The 15,082-nt window shown below is 73.6% G+C and carries 17 protein-coding genes and 1 tRNA gene; 11 read left to right on the top strand and 7 right to left on the bottom strand.

The features are described from left to right. Positions 1-35 precede the first annotated feature (35 nt). The 3 genes from DQ240_RS09335 to DQ240_RS09325 all read right to left on the bottom strand — a co-directional run bounded on the left by DQ240_RS09335 (position 36) and on the right by DQ240_RS09325 (position 2,323). Positions 36-1,037, bottom strand: a complete 1,002-nt coding sequence (locus DQ240_RS09335; RefSeq protein WP_113839322.1) for an inorganic phosphate transporter — start codon at positions 1,035-1,037, stop codon at positions 36-38. 5 nt (positions 1,038-1,042) lie between these two features. Further along, complete coding sequence (locus DQ240_RS09330; RefSeq protein WP_029431521.1) at positions 1,043-1,660, bottom strand: DUF47 domain-containing protein; 618 nt, start codon at positions 1,658-1,660, stop codon at positions 1,043-1,045. A 108-nt stretch (positions 1,661-1,768) separates the two neighbouring features. Then, positions 1,769-2,323 (bottom strand): sigma-70 family RNA polymerase sigma factor, encoded by a 555-nt coding sequence (locus DQ240_RS09325; protein WP_113839321.1) that lies wholly within the window; start codon positions 2,321-2,323, stop codon positions 1,769-1,771. A 74-nt stretch (positions 2,324-2,397) separates the two neighbouring features. On the opposite strand from DQ240_RS09325, the gene DQ240_RS09320 reads away from it, so the two are divergent. The 5 genes from DQ240_RS09320 to DQ240_RS09300 are packed head-to-tail and all read left to right on the top strand — an operon-like array spanning position 2,398 to position 7,313. Continuing rightward, positions 2,398-3,039 carry a zf-HC2 domain-containing protein gene (locus DQ240_RS09320; protein ID WP_113839320.1) on the top strand — a complete coding sequence of 214 codons (642 nt, stop codon included), beginning with the start codon at positions 2,398-2,400 and terminating at the stop codon, positions 3,037-3,039. Next, a complete protein-coding gene (locus DQ240_RS09315) occupies positions 3,036-4,832 on the top strand; it encodes a copper resistance CopC family protein (protein WP_113839319.1) in 1,797 nt (598 codons plus the stop codon). Before DQ240_RS09320 ends, DQ240_RS09315 begins: the two co-directional genes overlap by 4 nt. A 29-nt stretch (positions 4,833-4,861) precedes the next feature. Beyond that, entirely contained in the window at positions 4,862-5,599 is a 738-nt protein-coding gene (locus DQ240_RS09310; RefSeq protein ID WP_113839318.1) for a YcnI family protein, read from the top strand. Beyond that, entirely contained in the window at positions 5,596-6,252 is a 657-nt protein-coding gene (locus DQ240_RS09305; protein ID WP_113839317.1) for an SCO family protein, read from the top strand. Before DQ240_RS09310 ends, DQ240_RS09305 begins: the two co-directional genes overlap by 4 nt. Positions 6,253-6,254: 2 nt before the next feature. Next, positions 6,255-7,313 carry a hypothetical protein gene (locus DQ240_RS09300; RefSeq protein WP_113839316.1) on the top strand — a complete coding sequence of 353 codons (1,059 nt, stop codon included), beginning with the start codon at positions 6,255-6,257 and terminating at the stop codon, positions 7,311-7,313. A gap of 67 nt (positions 7,314-7,380) precedes the next feature. On the opposite strand, the gene DQ240_RS09295 is transcribed toward DQ240_RS09300, so the two are convergent. From DQ240_RS09295 to DQ240_RS09280, 4 genes are all read right to left on the bottom strand, one after another. Further along, positions 7,381-8,094 carry an NTP transferase domain-containing protein gene (locus DQ240_RS09295; protein WP_233498601.1) on the bottom strand — a complete coding sequence of 238 codons (714 nt, stop codon included), beginning with the start codon at positions 8,092-8,094 and terminating at the stop codon, positions 7,381-7,383. 91 nt (positions 8,095-8,185) lie between these two features. Further along, positions 8,186-9,313, bottom strand: coding sequence for a CDP-glycerol glycerophosphotransferase family protein (locus DQ240_RS09290; protein ID WP_113839315.1), 1,128 nt, complete (start codon positions 9,311-9,313; stop codon positions 8,186-8,188). Further along, entirely contained in the window at positions 9,310-10,110 is an 801-nt protein-coding gene (locus tag DQ240_RS09285) for an HAD family phosphatase (RefSeq protein ID WP_113839314.1), read from the bottom strand. Before DQ240_RS09285 ends, DQ240_RS09290 begins: the two co-directional genes overlap by 4 nt. Then, positions 10,107-11,654: a mannitol dehydrogenase family protein gene (locus DQ240_RS09280; RefSeq protein WP_113839313.1), complete on the bottom strand. Its 1,548-nt coding sequence runs from the start codon at positions 11,652-11,654 to the stop codon at positions 10,107-10,109. Before DQ240_RS09280 ends, DQ240_RS09285 begins: the two co-directional genes overlap by 4 nt. Positions 11,655-12,124: 470 nt before the next feature. Here DQ240_RS09280 and DQ240_RS09275 point away from each other — a divergent pair, with 470 nt between their 5' ends. The 6 genes from DQ240_RS09275 to DQ240_RS09250 all read left to right on the top strand — a co-directional run bounded on the left by DQ240_RS09275 (position 12,125) and on the right by DQ240_RS09250 (position 14,964). Then, positions 12,125-12,889 (top strand): M23 family metallopeptidase, encoded by a 765-nt coding sequence (locus tag DQ240_RS09275; protein ID WP_113839312.1) that lies wholly within the window; start codon positions 12,125-12,127, stop codon positions 12,887-12,889. A gap of 21 nt (positions 12,890-12,910) precedes the next feature. Beyond that, positions 12,911-13,324: a helix-turn-helix domain-containing protein gene (locus tag DQ240_RS09270; protein WP_113839364.1), complete on the top strand. Its 414-nt coding sequence runs from the start codon at positions 12,911-12,913 to the stop codon at positions 13,322-13,324. A 20-nt stretch (positions 13,325-13,344) separates the two neighbouring features. Continuing rightward, positions 13,345-13,758 (top strand): VOC family protein, encoded by a 414-nt coding sequence (locus tag DQ240_RS09265; RefSeq protein WP_113839311.1) that lies wholly within the window; start codon positions 13,345-13,347, stop codon positions 13,756-13,758. Between the two features lie 93 nt (positions 13,759-13,851). Next, positions 13,852-13,924 (top strand) — tRNA-Ala (locus DQ240_RS09260). Positions 13,925-14,204: 280 nt separating this feature from the next. Next, on the top strand, positions 14,205-14,615 hold the full coding sequence (locus DQ240_RS09255; protein ID WP_091382390.1) for a hypothetical protein: 411 nt from the start codon (positions 14,205-14,207) through the stop codon (positions 14,613-14,615). Beyond that, complete coding sequence (locus DQ240_RS09250) at positions 14,608-14,964, top strand: helix-turn-helix transcriptional regulator (protein ID WP_176832632.1); 357 nt, start codon at positions 14,608-14,610, stop codon at positions 14,962-14,964. The genes DQ240_RS09255 and DQ240_RS09250 overlap by 8 nt, the downstream gene beginning before the upstream one ends. Positions 14,965-15,082: the final 118 nt, after the last annotated feature.

The following is a 15,082-nucleotide window of genomic DNA, read 5'->3' as shown; positions in this document are numbered from 1 at the left end:
CCCGGAGGTCGGGTGGCTCCTGTCACCCCCCGCCGTCAGCCGACGACGAGGTCCGTGGCGAAGAAGGCCAGCGCGGCCACCGAGCCCGCGGCCGGCAGCGTGACGATCCAGGCGACGACGATGCTGCGGGCCACGCCCCACCGGACCGCGGAGAAGCGCCGGGTCGCCCCCACGCCCATGATCGAGGTGGTGGTGATGTGGGTGGTCGACACGGGGACGGCGAACACGGTCGCCGTCGTCACCATGACGCCGGAGGCGACGGTCTGGGCGGAGAAGCCGCCGGCCGGCGTGAGCTGGATGATCCGCCGGCCCAGGGTCCGCATGATGCGGAACCCGCCGGCGTAGGTGCCGGCGCTGAGCGCCAGGGCCGCGGCCAGGACCACCCACAGCGGGACCTCGAAGGAGTCGATCTCCCCGGCGGTGAACAGCGCCAGGGTGATCACGCCCATGGTCTTCTGCGCGTCCTGGAGCCCGTGGCCCAGCGCCATCGTCGCCGAGCTGGCGATCTGGGCGTACCGGAAGCCCCGGTTGGCCCGCGTGACGTTGGCGCCGCGGAAGCTCCACAGGATCGCCAGCATGAACAGGTAGCCCAGGCCGAACCCGACGAGCGGCGACACGACCATCGGGATGACGACCTTGTCGAGGATGCCCATCCACTGGACGCTGTGCGCGGCCGCCAGCGCGGCGCCGACCAGGCCGCCGATGAGCGCGTGCGACGACGACGACGGCAGGCCGAAGTACCAGGTGATCAGGTTCCACACGATCGCGCCGATGAGCGCGGCGAAGACGATCTTCAACCCCTCGTCGCCCTCCGGGGCGTCGATGATGCCGGCACCCACGGTCTTGGCGACCTCGGTCGACAGCAGGGCGCCGATCAGGTTCAACACCGCGGCGAGGGCGAGCGCCACCCGCGGGGTGAGGGCCTTGGTCGACACCGCGACGGCGATCGCGTTCGCGGCGTCGTGGAAGCCGTTGGTGTAGTCGAAGGCGAGGGCGACGAGGACGATGACGATGAGCGCGATGAAGGCGCCGTCCATCGGCGTCAGGACTCCTTGACGCTGATCGTCTCGACGACGTTGGCGACGTGCTCGAAGGCGTCGGCGGCCTCCTCGAGCTGGTCGGCGACCTCCTTCAGCTTGAGGATCTCCAGCGCGTCGAACTCACCGCTGTACAGCCTCGAGAGCAGCCGCCGGTACAGCTTGTCGGCCTCGTTCTCGATCCGGTTGACCTCGATCCAGTACTCGGAGAGGTCCTTGAGGGTGCGCAGCCGGGGCATCGCCTCGGCGGTCGTCTGCGCGGCACGCTGCAGCAGCGCCGTCTGCTGGTGCATCTCGGCCGGCAGCGTGCCCAGCCCGGTCAGGACCACCAGGTCCGCGGCCGCCTCGACGAAGTCCATGACGTCGTCCAGGTCGCTGGCCAGGTTGTAGATGTCCTCGCGGTCGAACGGGGTCACGAAGCTCGAGTTGAGCTGCCGGAAGATGGCGTGCGTCGACTGGTCGCCGACGTGCTCCAGCTCGCGCAGCTTGGCCGCCAGCTCGTCGCGGCGGGCGTGGTCGTGGATGAACTCGCTCAGGACGTCGGTCGCGGCCACCAGGTTCTCCGCGGAGGCGGTGAAGAGCGGGTAGAAGCTCGAGTCCTTGGGAGTGAGGCTGAAGGGCACGTGTCGCTCCGGTCGGCAGTGGGGGGACGTCCGCTTCCCCGCTCGGGAGCGGGCGCACGGCCGTCGGGCAGCATAGGTGCCCCAGTTCGCCTGCCGTTCACCGTGCCGTCATCCGTGCGCCGCGTCGTCCCCCTGATCGGTGAGGGCTGTGACGAGGTCGTCACGCGCACGGGCGACGCGAGAGCGGATCGTGCCGACCGGGCAGCCGGCCACCTCCGCGGCGTCGGCGTAGGACAGGCCCAGCAGCTGGGTGAGGACGAAGGCCTCGCGCCGCTCGGCGGTCAGCCGGGCCAGCAGGTCGGCGACGGCCGCGCTCTCGCCCACGGTGTCGGCGGAACCGGCGGCCGGACCTTCCAGCGCCTGCTGGACGGCGTCGTCGGAGACCAGGGTGAGCCGACGGCGGCGACGGGACCGCAGGGCGTCGGCGCAGACCCGCCGGGCGATCGCCAGCAGCCAGGTCCGCAGGGTCGAGCGGCCGGCGAAGCGGTGCATCGCCCCGAAGGCCCGCAGGTAGGTCTCCTGGGTGAGGTCGTCGGCGCTGGCGCGGTCGACCAGCGCCGCGCAGAGCCGCCACACGTCCGACTGGGTGGCACGCACGAGGGCCGCGGCCGCGAGGGCGTCGCCCTCCACCGCCGCGGCCGCGTACCGCTCCAGCTCGTCCATGCCCGCTCTCGTCTGTCGTCCGGGTCACACGGCCGACCGGGAACCGCGCGGGCGCGGGGGACGACTATGACCTCATGCAGTGTCCCGCATTCCGCGAGGCGGCCTCGGCGCGGCTCGACGGCGAGTCCCCGGCGGTGCCCGGAGCCGAGCTCGACGCGCACCTCGCCGCATGCCCCGCCTGCGCCGCGTGGGTCGCCGACGCGGCCACCGTGACCCGCCGGGCCCGGCTGGCCCCGGCCCCGCCGGTGCCCGACCTGACCGTCGCGGTCCTGACGTCCCTGCCGCGCCGGCTCCCCGGCGGCGCGGCGGCCGCCCGCGCGCGGCTGGTGACGTCGGTGCTGCGGCTGGCGCTGCTCGCGGTGGGCGCGGCGCAGGCGCTGCTGGCCTGGCCAGCGCTGGTCACCGGCACGGCCGCGATGAGCGCTCCGGTGCACATGGCGCACGAGACCGGTGCGTGGAACCTCGCCGCCGGCACGGCCTTCCTCGCGGTGGCGGTGGCCCCGCGGCTGGCGGCCGGTGCGCTGCCGTTCCTCGGCACCTTCGCGGTGCTGCTCACCCTGCTCACCGCCCGCGACCTGGGCGCCGGGCACGTGCACGCCGACCGTGCGGTGACCCACCTCCTCCTCCTGGGAGGCGTCGCGCTCGTGGCCGCCACGGCCTGGCGGGGCCGCCGGCGGACCGCCCGGGCGGTCTCCGCCGAGCGGGTGCCCGCGTGAGCCCTGCCCCGCGGGCCGTCGAGCGGCGGCGTCCGGCCGCCGTGCTGCTCCGGCTGCTGGTGGGCTGGCTGGTGGCCGGGGTGGTCACCGCCGGGCCCGCGGCCGCGCACGCGGAGCTGGTCGGCACCGACCCGGGGGAGGGGGCGCGGCTGTCCGCGGCCCCCGAGCGGGTGTCGCTGGAGTTCAGCGAGGGCGTCTCCGTGGGCGCCGGGTACCTGCGCGTCCTCGACGCCTCCGGCAACCGGGTGGACACCGGGTCGGCCGAGGCGGACGGCGCCACGGTCGGCGTCGCCCTGCGCGGCGACCTCGGCGACGGCGGCTACCTCGTCACCTACCGGATCATCTCCGCCGACTCGCACCCGATCGCCGGCTCGTTCTCCTTCGTCGTCGGCGAGGGTTCGCTGGTCGACGCCTCCGTGGCCGGCGCGGCCGACGACGACGACCCGGCCGTCGCCGCGGCGCTCCCGCTGGCCCGCTGGATCGGCTTCGCCGGCGTGGCGCTGGGCATCGGCATCCCCACCGTCCTCGCCCTCTGCTGGCCCGGCGGATGGGGCTCGTCCCTGCTGCGCCGCCTGACGGCGGCCGGGCTCGCCGCGACGGCGGTCGGCGCGGCGCTGGCCTTCCTGCTGCAGGGCCCGTACTCGGCCGCGACCGGGCTCGGCTCCGTCGCCGACCCGGCGCTGCTGTCGGCCACCGCCGGCTCCCAGGTCGGCCTCACCCTGCTGGCCCGCCTGGCCCTGGCCGCCGGGCTCGCGCTGCTGCTCCTGCCCTGGCTGCGCCGCGACGAGCCGCCGGTCGCGCAGGGGCTGGTGCTGGGCGGCGTCCTCGCCGCCGGCGTCGTCGTCACCACCGCCGCGGTCGGCCACCCGGTGGCCGGGCCCTATCCGGCGATCGCCATCCTGGCCGCCACCGCGCACGTCGCCGCCATGGCGGTGTGGCTGGGCGGGCTGGGGGTGCTGCTGGCCGGTGCGCTGCGCGACGGGGTGCCGCCGGGGCAGCTCGCCACGGTCCTGCCCCGCTTCTCCCGGCTGGCCGCGGCGTCGGTGGCCGTCCTGGTGGTCTCCGGCGTCGTCCAGTCGGTCCGGGAGGTCGGCTCGCCGTCCGCGCTGTTCTCCACCGGCTACGGGCGGCTGCTGCTGGCCAAGCTGGCCCTGGTGCTGCTGCTCCTGGCCGCCGCCGGGGTCTCCCGGGTGTGGGTCCAGCAGCGGCTCGGCGTCCGCCGCGCCCGTGCTCCCCGCCGCCGGGTGACCGCGCACGCCTTCGCCGCTCCTGCCGAGCCGGCGCCCGAGGTCGCCGCCGCCGCGGCCGCCCGCGACGAGGACCTCGCCCAGTCGGCGGCCGCCGAGCGGGGGGCGCTGCGGCGCTCGGTCCTGGTCGAGGCGGGGCTCGCCGTCGTCGTCCTGGCGCTGTCCGCCGTCCTGGTCGGCACACCGCCGGCGCGCGCCACGGCGGCCGAGCCGGTCGACGTCACGCTGCCGCTGCAGTCGGCGGCCGGCGAGGACGGCTCGGTGCAGATCTCCCTGGACCCCGCGTCGACCGGCGCGAACACCCTGCACGTCTACCTCTTCGACGACGCCGGACAGCTCACCCAGCCCGAGGACATCCGGGTCACCCTCACCGAGTCCGGCCAGGAGATCGGCCCGCTCGACGTCGACCTCGAGCCGGCCGGCCCCGGCCACTACGTCGGCGACGACGTCGTCCTCCCGTCGGCCGGCACCTGGACGCTCGCCGTCTCGGTCCGCCTCGACGAGTTCACCGCCACCACCGCCCGCACCGACTTCCCGGTCCGCTGAGCGTCCCGCCCCCGTCCGACAGGAGCACTGTGTCCCTCTCCCCGCCCCGCCCCGTGGCCCGGCTGGGCCTCGTCCTGCTGGCGGTCCTCACCGCGCTCGCCGCCTCGGTGGCCGTCGCGAGCACGGCCTCGGCGCACGTCACCGTCTCCTCCGGCGACGCGGCCCCCGGCGGCTACGGCTTGCTCGCCTTCCGGGTCCCCAACGAGAGCGACACGGCCCGCACGGTGGCGCTGCGGATCTCCATCCCGGAGGAGGCGGCCCTGGCGTCGCTGCGCATCCAGCCGGTGCCCGGGTGGACGGCGACGCTCACCGAGAGCGAGCTCGACGAGCCCCTGGAGAGCCACGGCCAGGAGATCACCCGCTACGTGTCGGTCGTGGAGTTCCGCGCCGACGCCGGCGCCGGCATCGCCCCCGGCCAGTTCCAGGTGTTCGCGCTGTCCGGCGGGCCGTTCCCCGACGCCGACACGGTGAACTTCCCGACGGTGCAGACCTACGACGACGGCACCGAGGCCGCCTGGATCGAGCCGACCGTCGAGGGCCAGGACGAGCCCGAGCGCCCGGCGCCGGTGCTGACGCTCGCGTCGGCCGAGGCGAACGGCGACGGTACGGCGGCCGCCGAGGAGGACAGCGGGCACGGCCACGGTGACGTGTCGGACTCCGGGGACGCCAGCGGCCTGGCCCTCTTCCTGGCCATCCTGGCGCTCTTCACCGGCGTCGCCGGCGTCGTCCTCGGCTACCGGGCCGGTCGACGTACCGTGTCCTCGTGACCGTCCGCGCCCGCCGACTGCCCGCCGTGCTGCTGGCCGCCGGCCTGCTCCTCGGTGCCTGCTCCTCGGACGACGACGGGGCGGACGCCTCCCCGGGAGGCCACGACCACTCCTCGGGGGTCTCGGTCGAGGGGCCCGACGACCGGTTCGCCGGGATCGACCTGCCGGATCCGTTCCAGCGCCCGTCGTTCACGCTGACCGACACCTCGGGCGCGGAGTACGACTTCGCCGAGCGGACGGTGGGCCGGCCGACGCTGCTGTTCTTCGGCTACACGAGCTGTCCCGACATCTGCCCGACGACGATGCTCGACGTCGGGCTGGCCCTGGGCCGGCTCGACCCGGCGGTCGCCGAGCAGGTGCAGATGGTGTTCGTGACGACGGACCCGGCGACCGACACCCCCGAGGTGTTGCGGGAGTACCTGGACCGCTTCGACGCCGACCTGCCGGTGCCCTTCGTCGGTCTCACCGGCGAGCAGGGCGCCATCGACCGGGCGCAGCTCGCCGCCGGGGTCCCGCTGGCCGAGGACCAGGGCCGGCTGCACTCGACGCAGATGCTGCTCTACGGCGCCGACGACGAGGCGCAGGTGGCGTTCGACGGCGGCAACACGCCCGCGGACATCGCCGCGGACGTCGCCGCCATCGTGGAGGGGTAGCCGTGCGGCGGACAGCTGCCCGCCTCCTGGTGCTGCTGGCGGGGGTCGTCGCGGTGCTCGCGCTCGGCGGGCCCGCGGTCGCGCACGTCGGGGGGGACGTCGCCGGCAGCGACTTCGACGGCCGGGTCACGTCGGTCACCCCGGAGGTGCCCGGACTCACCGTGCGGGTGCTCCAGTTCGGCGACGAGTTCGAGGTCGTCAACACCACCGGCACCGAGGTGGAGATCCCCGGCTACAGCGACGAGCCCTACCTGCGGATCGGCCCGGACGGCGTCTGGCGCAACAGCCGCAGCCCCGCCACCTACCTCAACCTGGACCGCTTCGGCGGCGCCGACGTCCCGGAGACCGTGGACGTCGACGCCGAGCCGGAGTGGGTGCAGGTCTCGACCCAGCCGCAGTACGTGTGGCACGACCACCGCACGCACTGGATGAGCGAGGACCAGCTGCCGCCGGCGGTGGCCGCCGACCCGGACCGCGAGCACCTCGTGGCCACCTGGGTCGTGCCGATGTCGCACGGCGGCACGGACATCGAGGTGGCCGGCGAGCTCACCTGGGAGCCGCCGCCCTCGCCCTGGGTGGTCTGGCCGGCGCACCTCGCCGTCGCCGGCGTCGCGCTCGCCGCCGGCCTGGTCGCCCGCGACGCCCGGCCGCTGGGCGGGCTGCTGGTCCTCGGGGGAGCGGCGGCGCTGGTGCACGCCCTCACGACGCCGGAGCCCCCGGCGAGCATCGCCTCGCACGGCGGGGCGATCGCCTCGGCGCTGCTGCCGGCGCTGGCCGCGGTCGCCGTCGCGGCTCTGGGCGCCCGGGCGGCGTGGCGGGGCCGTGGCGCGATGGCGGGGCTGTTCGCCGTCGTGCTCGGCTGGCTGCTGCTCGTGCAGGGCCTGCCGGACGTCGACGTGATGTGGAGCGCGAACGTGCTGGCCACCGGCCCCGACGCGCTGGCCCGCGTCGTCGTCGCCCTGCTGCTCGGGCTCGGCGCCGGGCTCGTGGGCGGCGGCACCGCGGCCGTCCGCCGGTTCCGGGAATCGGGTGCCCGGACGGAGGCTGCCGGGATCAGGTGACCTGATCGTGGCGCGTCCTCCCTCACGGTGTGCGGTGAGGGAGGACGCGCGACGGCGAGGGAGGACCTCAGGCGGTCTCGGCCACCCGGAGCCGGGCACGGGCCGAGAACAGCTCGTTGGCGCGCTCCAGGTCGGTCTCGAAGTCGACCTCGACCGCGGAGAACCGGCTGATGTCCACCGGCCGGAAGCGCAGCCCCTCGGTGCCGATCGCGGTCTCGATGCCGCGCTCGAAGTAGTCCTGCGCGTCGCACGCGGTCAGGTGCTCGATCAGCATCGCCTTGTCGGCCGCGGAGACGTAGTTGATGCCGACCGCCTCGCCGAGACCGCCGGTCACCTTCTTGGACAGCTCGGCGATGCAGCCGTCGGCGTCGAGGGTGTACTTGACCTCCTCGTCGGCGACGGTGGAGGTGTCGACGCAGACGAAGCTCTCGTCGGCCTGCACCAGCGGCAGGGCCGCCTCGAGCACCTCGGGGTCGAACACGACGTCGCCGTTGAGCCACAGCACGCCGCCGTCCCGGGTGGCACGCAGCGCGCGGAGCAGGCTCTTCGAGGTGTTCGTCTTGGCGTAGTCCGGGTTGTAGGTGAACCGGACGTCGGACGCGGCCCGCATGATGCGCTTGGCCTTGAAGCCCACGACGACGGTGATGTCCACGTTCTCGCCGAGGACCTGGCGCAGGGTGTCCAGCTGGCGCTGCATGATGCTGCGCCCGTCGTGCAGCGGCGTCAGCGGCTTGGGGTGCGGACGCCCCAGCCGGGTGCCCATGCCGGCGGCCAGGATCACGACCTGGACCGGAGCGGTCGCGGGCTGTCGGGTACTGGCGGAGCGGGCGAGTTCCAGCAGACCGGTGGCCGGTACGGCGTCGAGAGCGCTGTCAAGAATGCGCACTGTCGTCCCCTCCTCGGGTGTTCACGGGACCGGCGGGCACGGTGCCCGCCGGGGAGATCAGGTCGAGGACGCGCTCGGTGGCGTGACCGTCCTCCAGGGAGCAGAAGGTCTCCCGGAACCGCGCGTAGCGGTCGGCGCTGCGCGCCATCACGGCGTCGAGGTCGGCCAGCGCCTCGACCAGCTCGGCGCTGGTGCGCAGCAGCGGCGTCGGTGCGACCTCCGCCAGGTCGAAGTAGAAGCCGCGCAGCTCGCCCTGGAAGTACTCCAGGTCGTAGGTCAGGAACAGCAGCGGCTTGCCGGTGATCGCGAAGTCGAACATCGTCGACGAGTAGTCGGTGACCATCACGTCGGCGGCGAGGTAGAGCTCGCTGATGTCGGGGTGGCCGCAGACGTCGCGGACGGCCGAGCCCTCGGCGACCTCCAGCCGGTCCATGACCATGTTGTGCAGCCGGAGCAGCAGCACGTGGTCGTCGCCGAGCCGGGCGGAGAAGTCGTCGATGTCGATGGCGAACTCGAAGTCCCGCGGCCCGGTCTTGTTGAACACCAGGTCGTCGCGCCACGTGGGCGTGTACAGGACGGCGGTCTGCCCGTCGGCGATGCCGAGCTCGGCGCGCACCCGGGCGCGGACGGCGTCCCGCTCGGGGCTGCTCAGCACGTCGTTGCGGGGGTAGCCGGTCTCGTGCACCGGTCCCTGGAAGCCGAAGGCCTGGCGGAAGCGAGGAGTGCTGGCCGGGTTGGGCGACAGCAGGTGGTCCCACCGCGCGATGTCGTGCTCCAGGTAGGCCAGCCGGCCCTCCGGTGCCCAGAGGACGTCGTTGTGGATCCGCTTGAGCGGGGTGCCGTGCCAGGTCTGCAGGTACGTCGTCCCCGGCCGCTTCTCCCAGTCCAGCGGGATGTGGTCGTTGGAGACGACGAGGTCGGCCGCCTCGAGCGCGGCGATCGACTCGGGGGAGCCGAACTCGACCGTCGCGACGTCGGCGGGGAACGACGCCCGGGTGTGCGGCGCCGACAGCCAGGTGTGGGTGGCGTCGACCCCGCGGCGCACGAGCTCCTCGTAGATCGCCCGCGGGCTGTCGGAGAAGTGGCCGCGGAAGGCCACGTAGACGATGTTCACCGGGTTCCTCCCGTGGTGTCGCGGCGGGTGAGCACCGGCAACAGCAGGTCGGCCAGCTCCCGCCAGGAGCCGACGACGGTCAGCGCGCCGGCCTCGCGCAGGGCGGCCTCGCGCTCGGCGCGCTCCTGCGGCTGGACGAACAGCAGGTTGCCGACCGTGGGGCAGCCGGCGCGGACCGCCGACAGCGTGCCGGCCACCGAGTCCTCGACCGCCAGGCCGGCGGCCGGTGCGATGCCCAGCCGCTCGCAGGCGTGCAGGTAGACGGCCGGGTCGGGCTTGCTCGTGGGGACCGGCAGCGAGTCCTCGGCGCTGTAGCGGGCCTCCGGCGGCAGGACGCCGTCCAGGCCGGTCGCCCGGAAGCAGGCGTCGAGGCGGGTCAGCGCGCTCGAGCTGACGACGGCGGGGCGCAGGTACCGGGCGAGCTCGGTGACCGCGGCCGTCGTCTCCTCGTGCGGGCGGAGCACCTCGCCCAGGTACGCGGTGACGGCCCGCTTCTCCTCCACGACCCACGGCTCGATGTCGGCGTCGGGGACGCCGGCCTCGACGGCCAGCCGCCTCGAGGTCGTGCGGAAGTTCATCCCGGTCGTGGCCAGCCGCAGCTCCTCCGCGGTGAAGCGCTGCGCGGACCCGAGCGAGGCGAGGAAGCGGTTGGTGACGTCGGCGGAGGCGACGAACGCCGGCTCCTCGCTGGGGAAGAGGTTGCCGTCGGCGTCGCACAGCAGAGCGTCGAGCCCTGCCACGACGTCGTCGGGCAGGACGGCGGCGCCGGCCACCGCCGGCGGGGTCGGAGCGCTCATCGGCCCAGCACCCGCGAACGGCGCACGGCCGCGCCCACGGTCTGCCGGACGCCGTCACGGACGAGGTCGCGCAGCGCCGTCGTCAGGTCGGCCACGAACGCGGGCTCGTCGGCCAGGTCGCCGAAGACCGGGCGGACGGACAGGACGGACCGGGGGTCGGTCCCACCCGCCCGGGCCAGCGACTGCAGCTCGGCTCCGCGCTCGTCCTCCACCGCGTCGTGCAGCTGCAGGTAGCGGATCCAGCCCGCCACGGCGAGCGTGAGGAGCGGAGGACGCCGGCCCGCCGTCAGCGACTGGCGCAGCGAGGGCAGGAGGTGATGGGCCATCTTCGTCGAGCCGCGCCGGCACAGCCGCGGCAGCCGGTCGCCGATGGCCGGGTTGGCGAAGCGCTGCAGGAGGACGGCCTTGTACTCGTCGAGGTCCACCCCGGCGGGGTGCGGAAGCAGCGGGGTCACCTCGGCGTCCATGAACCGCGCGGCGTAGGCGGCGAACACCTCGTCGCCCATCAGCTCGTCGATTTGCTCGTAGCCGGCCAGCGTCCCGAGGTAGCCGAGCGCGGAGTGGCTGGCGTTCAGCAGCCGCGTCTTCATCAGCTCGTACGGGGCGACGTCCGGGACGAACCGGACACCGACCGCGTCCAGCGGGGGGCGGCCGTTGCAGAAGTCGTCCTCGATGAACCACTGCGAGAACGGCTCGGTGATGACCGGCCAGCGGTCGTCGACGCCGTAGCGGCGGGCCACCGCGGCTCGTTCCTGCTCGGTCGTCTGCGGGGTGATCCGGTCGACCATGCTGCTCGGGAAGGAGACCCGATCGGTGATCCAGCGGGCGAGCACCTCGTCTCGCTGCCGGGCGAGCCCGACCACCGCGGCACGCGTCGCGTCGCCGTTGCGGTGCATGTTGTCGCAGGAGACGACCGTGAACGGCGGCGTGCCGGCCCGCCGCCGCCGGTCGAGGGCCTCGACGACGTAGCCGATGGCGGTGGACGGCCGGCGTGGATCGGCGAGGTCGGGCTGCAGGTCCGGGCAGGTCAGGTCCAGCGCACCGGTGTGCGGGTCCAGGGGGTAGCCGGCGCCGGTGATGGTCATGGTCACCATCCGCGTCCGCGGGTCGGCGAGCCGGTCGAGCACGGCGTCGGGCGCGTCGGGGGCGAAGAGGTAGTCGACCATCACGCCGACCACGCGGGCGCGCTCGCCGTCGGGGCTGCGCTCGACCACCGTGTACAGGTGGTCCTGCGGAGCCAGGGCGTCCTGCATGGCGCGGTGCCGGAGGCCGACCCCGACCACGCCCCAGTCGGCGGAGATGCGGAGCTGGGCCAGGTCGTCGAAGTAGGTCAGCTGGTGCGAGCGGTGGAAGCCGCCGACGCTGAGGTGCACGACGGCGGGCGTGAGCGCCGTGCGGTCGTAGGTGGGCACGGTGAGGTGCTCACCGTGCAGCACCAGCGTCTTGTCGGAGAGCGGACGGACGGGGGCGACTGCCGGGGCGGTCGGGCAGGCGGCAGGGCCGGCCGTGGCCGGCGAGCCGAGAACGAGCTCCGGCGTCGTCATGCGGCATCCGTTCCTTCACTCTCGTCGGTGCGATGACCTCCAGTTGGGTCCACCACTCGGTGGTCCCGCAGGCGGGTGCCGAGCGCCGTGACGGCGCAGGGCGGATCAGCGGGGGAGCTGATCATCGGTTCACGTCGGAGCCGCTGTCCACTGGGGGGACGAGGAGCGACTCCTCGATCACCGGCGGGATCGGCGGCCCGACGGGGACGTCGGACCGGCGCGTTGGCTCCACGCCGGGAAGGCATCCATGCCCATCCCCTCGGACAGTCAAACTACCGGGCGGCCGGAGTGGTTCCGTTGGTGCCGCGATGTGACCGGACCGAGACTGCTGGGGCGTGTGGGACCTCACAGTCCGCGTGTCCTCGCCGACACGCCGTGCAGGGGGTCACGGATCGGTCACAGGGTGTTTGCATGAGCACGCCAGCGATCCGGCCCTCGCGGGCTCTTCCCCCCTCGGAGCAGGCAGCTACATGCGCAGCACCCCTCCCCGTGCCGGCGAGACCGGGAGCGGCCCGTCCACCGGGTCGCACCGCGCCGTGACCCCCGGCGGTGTCCGGGCACGGCGGCCGGCCGCCCTGCTCGGGGCGCTGGTCGCCGGCGGCATCGGTGCGGCGTTCCTCGGCCTGCACAACCCGCCGGAGGCCGCAGCCGAGGCGACCAGCGTCCTCGCGGCCCAGCAGGAGCTCGGGATCGCCGACGAGACGCAGGAGGTCATGCCGATGGCCTCCATCACCGAGGCCGAGGCGCAGGTCCGCCTCCAGGAGGTCGCGGCCACCCGTGCGGCACGGGCGGAGGCCGAGGCGCAGGCCGAGGCGGCCGCCGCGGAGGCCGCCCGGCCGAAGACCGTGCTGCCGGTCGCCGGGGCGCGGTTCACCAGCGGCTACGGCTCGCGGTGGGGGACCTTCCACTACGGGATCGACCTGGCGGCGCCGATGCGCACGCCGGAGTACGCCGCCGCCGACGGCGTGGTGCTGCGGGCGGGCTCGGCCAGCGGGTTCGGCCTGGCCGTCTACATCCTCCACGAGAACGGCGACGTCACCGTCTACGGCCACATGGACGAGATCCTCGTCGAGGTCGGCGACTACGTGGACGCCGGCGACACGATCGCGCTGCTGGGCAACCGCGGCCAGTCGACCGGCCCGCACCTGCACTTCGAGGTGCACCAGGGCGGCATGGACGGCCGGCGCGTCGACCCCGTCGACTGGCTGGCCGACCGGGGCGTGCAGGTCGGCTGACCCGCCTGCTGGGATGGCGTGGTGGGCCGGACCAGCGAGGACACCAACCGCTGGATGCTGCGTGCCCGGGACGCGATGGACCGCGCCTACGCCGAGCCGCTGGACATCCCGACGCTGGCCCGCATCGCCCACGTGTCCGAGGCCCACTTCATCCGCACCTTCCGGGCGGTGTTCGGCGAGACCCCGCACCGCTACCTGCAGCGGCGGCGGGTGGAGCGGGCGATGTCCCTGCTGCGGTCGACCGACCGCAGCGTCACCGACATCTGCATGGCCGTCGGGTTCACCAGCCTGGGCACCTTCAGCCGTGTCTTCCGCGACGTGGTGGGGGAGTCGCCGTCCGCGCACCGGCGGCGCGGGCCGCTGCCGCCCGCGCCGTCCTGCTTCGCCATGGCCTGGCTGCGACCGAGCAGTTTCGGAGAAGCGCCGCAGGCGTGAGGGTCCCTAGCGTCGTCGGCATGTTGACCGGGATCACCATCAGCCAGATCTACGTGCCCGACCAGGACGCCGCGCTCGACTTCTACGTCGGCAAGCTCGGCCTCGAGGTCGTCACCGACATGGCCTTCGGGCCGATGCGCTTCCTCACCGTGGCCCCCGCCGGCCGGCCCGACCGCCAGGTCCTGCTGGAGAAGCCGGGTCCGCCCTCGATGAGCGAGGAGACCGCTGCCGAGGTGCGCCAGGCGATCAGCAAGGGTGTGGCCGGCGGGCACCTCTTCCTCGCCTGCGACGACGCGTACCGCACCCACGCCGAGCTCAAGGAGAAGGGCGTGGAGATCACCGAGGAGCCGGTCGACCAGCCCTACGGCATCGACTTCGGCCTGCGCGACCCCTTCGGCAACCACCTGCGGATCGCGCAGCTGAAGCAGGGCTAGGACCACGGCGCGCCCCGACCCCCTCCCCGTCGGCCTCCGGCGGGGGATGTACAGTTCTCATCGGCTCAGGGGCACTCGACCGGGGCCGGGAACGGGGCTGTGGCGCAGCTGGTAGCGCACCACACTGGCAGTGTGAGGGTCAGGGGTTCGAGTCCCCTCAGCTCCACCCCGATGACCAGGCCGTTCCTCCTCCGGAGGGACGGCCTGAGTCGTGTTTGGTGCCAGCATGGTGGCCACCGGAGCAGATGCGGCGTCGGGTCAGGCAGACAGTGCGTCCCATCCGGTCGCCGCGTCTCACCCGGCGCTCTGCCCGCCCAACTCGCGCGGGTGGGAGCCCGGTCGGGGGTTGAGACGACAGCCGTCATCAGCCGGCTTGCCGGCTGGGAGGACCCGGGGCGCCCGCTGAGTATGCTGGAGTACTAGTACTACCGTGTTATATTCTTGGCGTGTTGATCGACTGGACCGGCGAGTTCGATCGCTGGTACGACCAGTTGATCGAGCGCGCCGTAGGTGGTGATGAACGTTCGTTGGAGCAGCTCGCACTCGTCGACGCCGAGCTCGGCGTCCTGCAAGAACTCACAGCTGTACCGGATGCGGACACGCCGACGCTGCGCCGGGTTCACCAGTCGCGCCGCCACCAGGTCTGGCGGGTGGCCCATCCCTTCAGCCCTGGTACCGCGATCCGCTTGATCGTCTGGTTTCCGCCCGATCGCCCCGGCGAGGTCGTCCTGGTGTTGTTCGGCGCCGACAAGGCCCGCATGGGCGATGTCTTCTACGACAGCGTTGGGCCGCGGGCCGACGCCGCTATCGAGAGCTACCTGCTTCGCACCCGTACCGAGGGAGACAGTGATGAGTGAACAGGCCACGTTCGTCGGGGCCGAGCGCGCTGCGGAGAAGATGGCGCGGGCCCGTGCCATCCCCGGTGTGGCGGAGCGCTCCGCACAGGTCCGGGCCGAGATGGTCGATACTGACCGAGTCCACGCAGCAGGTCTCGCAGAGATCCGGAAGGCCGCCGATCTGACGCAGGTCGCACTGGCTACGCAGATGGGGGTGGCCCAGACGGTCATCAGTCGCCTGGAGCGTCAGCACGACATGCTCCTATCCACGCTGACGCAGTACTTGACGGCCGCTGGCGACCATCCACGCATCGTCGTGACGGTGGATGGTCAAGACATCGAATTGGACTTGGCCAACCTTGTCGGGTGAGCGCGCGCTGTGCCGGGTTGCCGCGGGGGCGCAAGTCGAAAACGCCCTCTACGACCGTCGAGCCGCCAACTCGCCCACTCGAGATGCCTGATTCGCGAGTCTGATGCGCTTATCGGCA

This window comes from Blastococcus sp. TF02A-26 (assembly GCF_003319125.1).
In the GTDB taxonomy this organism is placed as follows: domain Bacteria; phylum Actinomycetota; class Actinomycetes; order Mycobacteriales; family Geodermatophilaceae; genus Trujillonella.
Note: the sequence above shows the minus strand (reverse complement) of the source record. Positions and strands in the feature narration are given on the sequence as shown.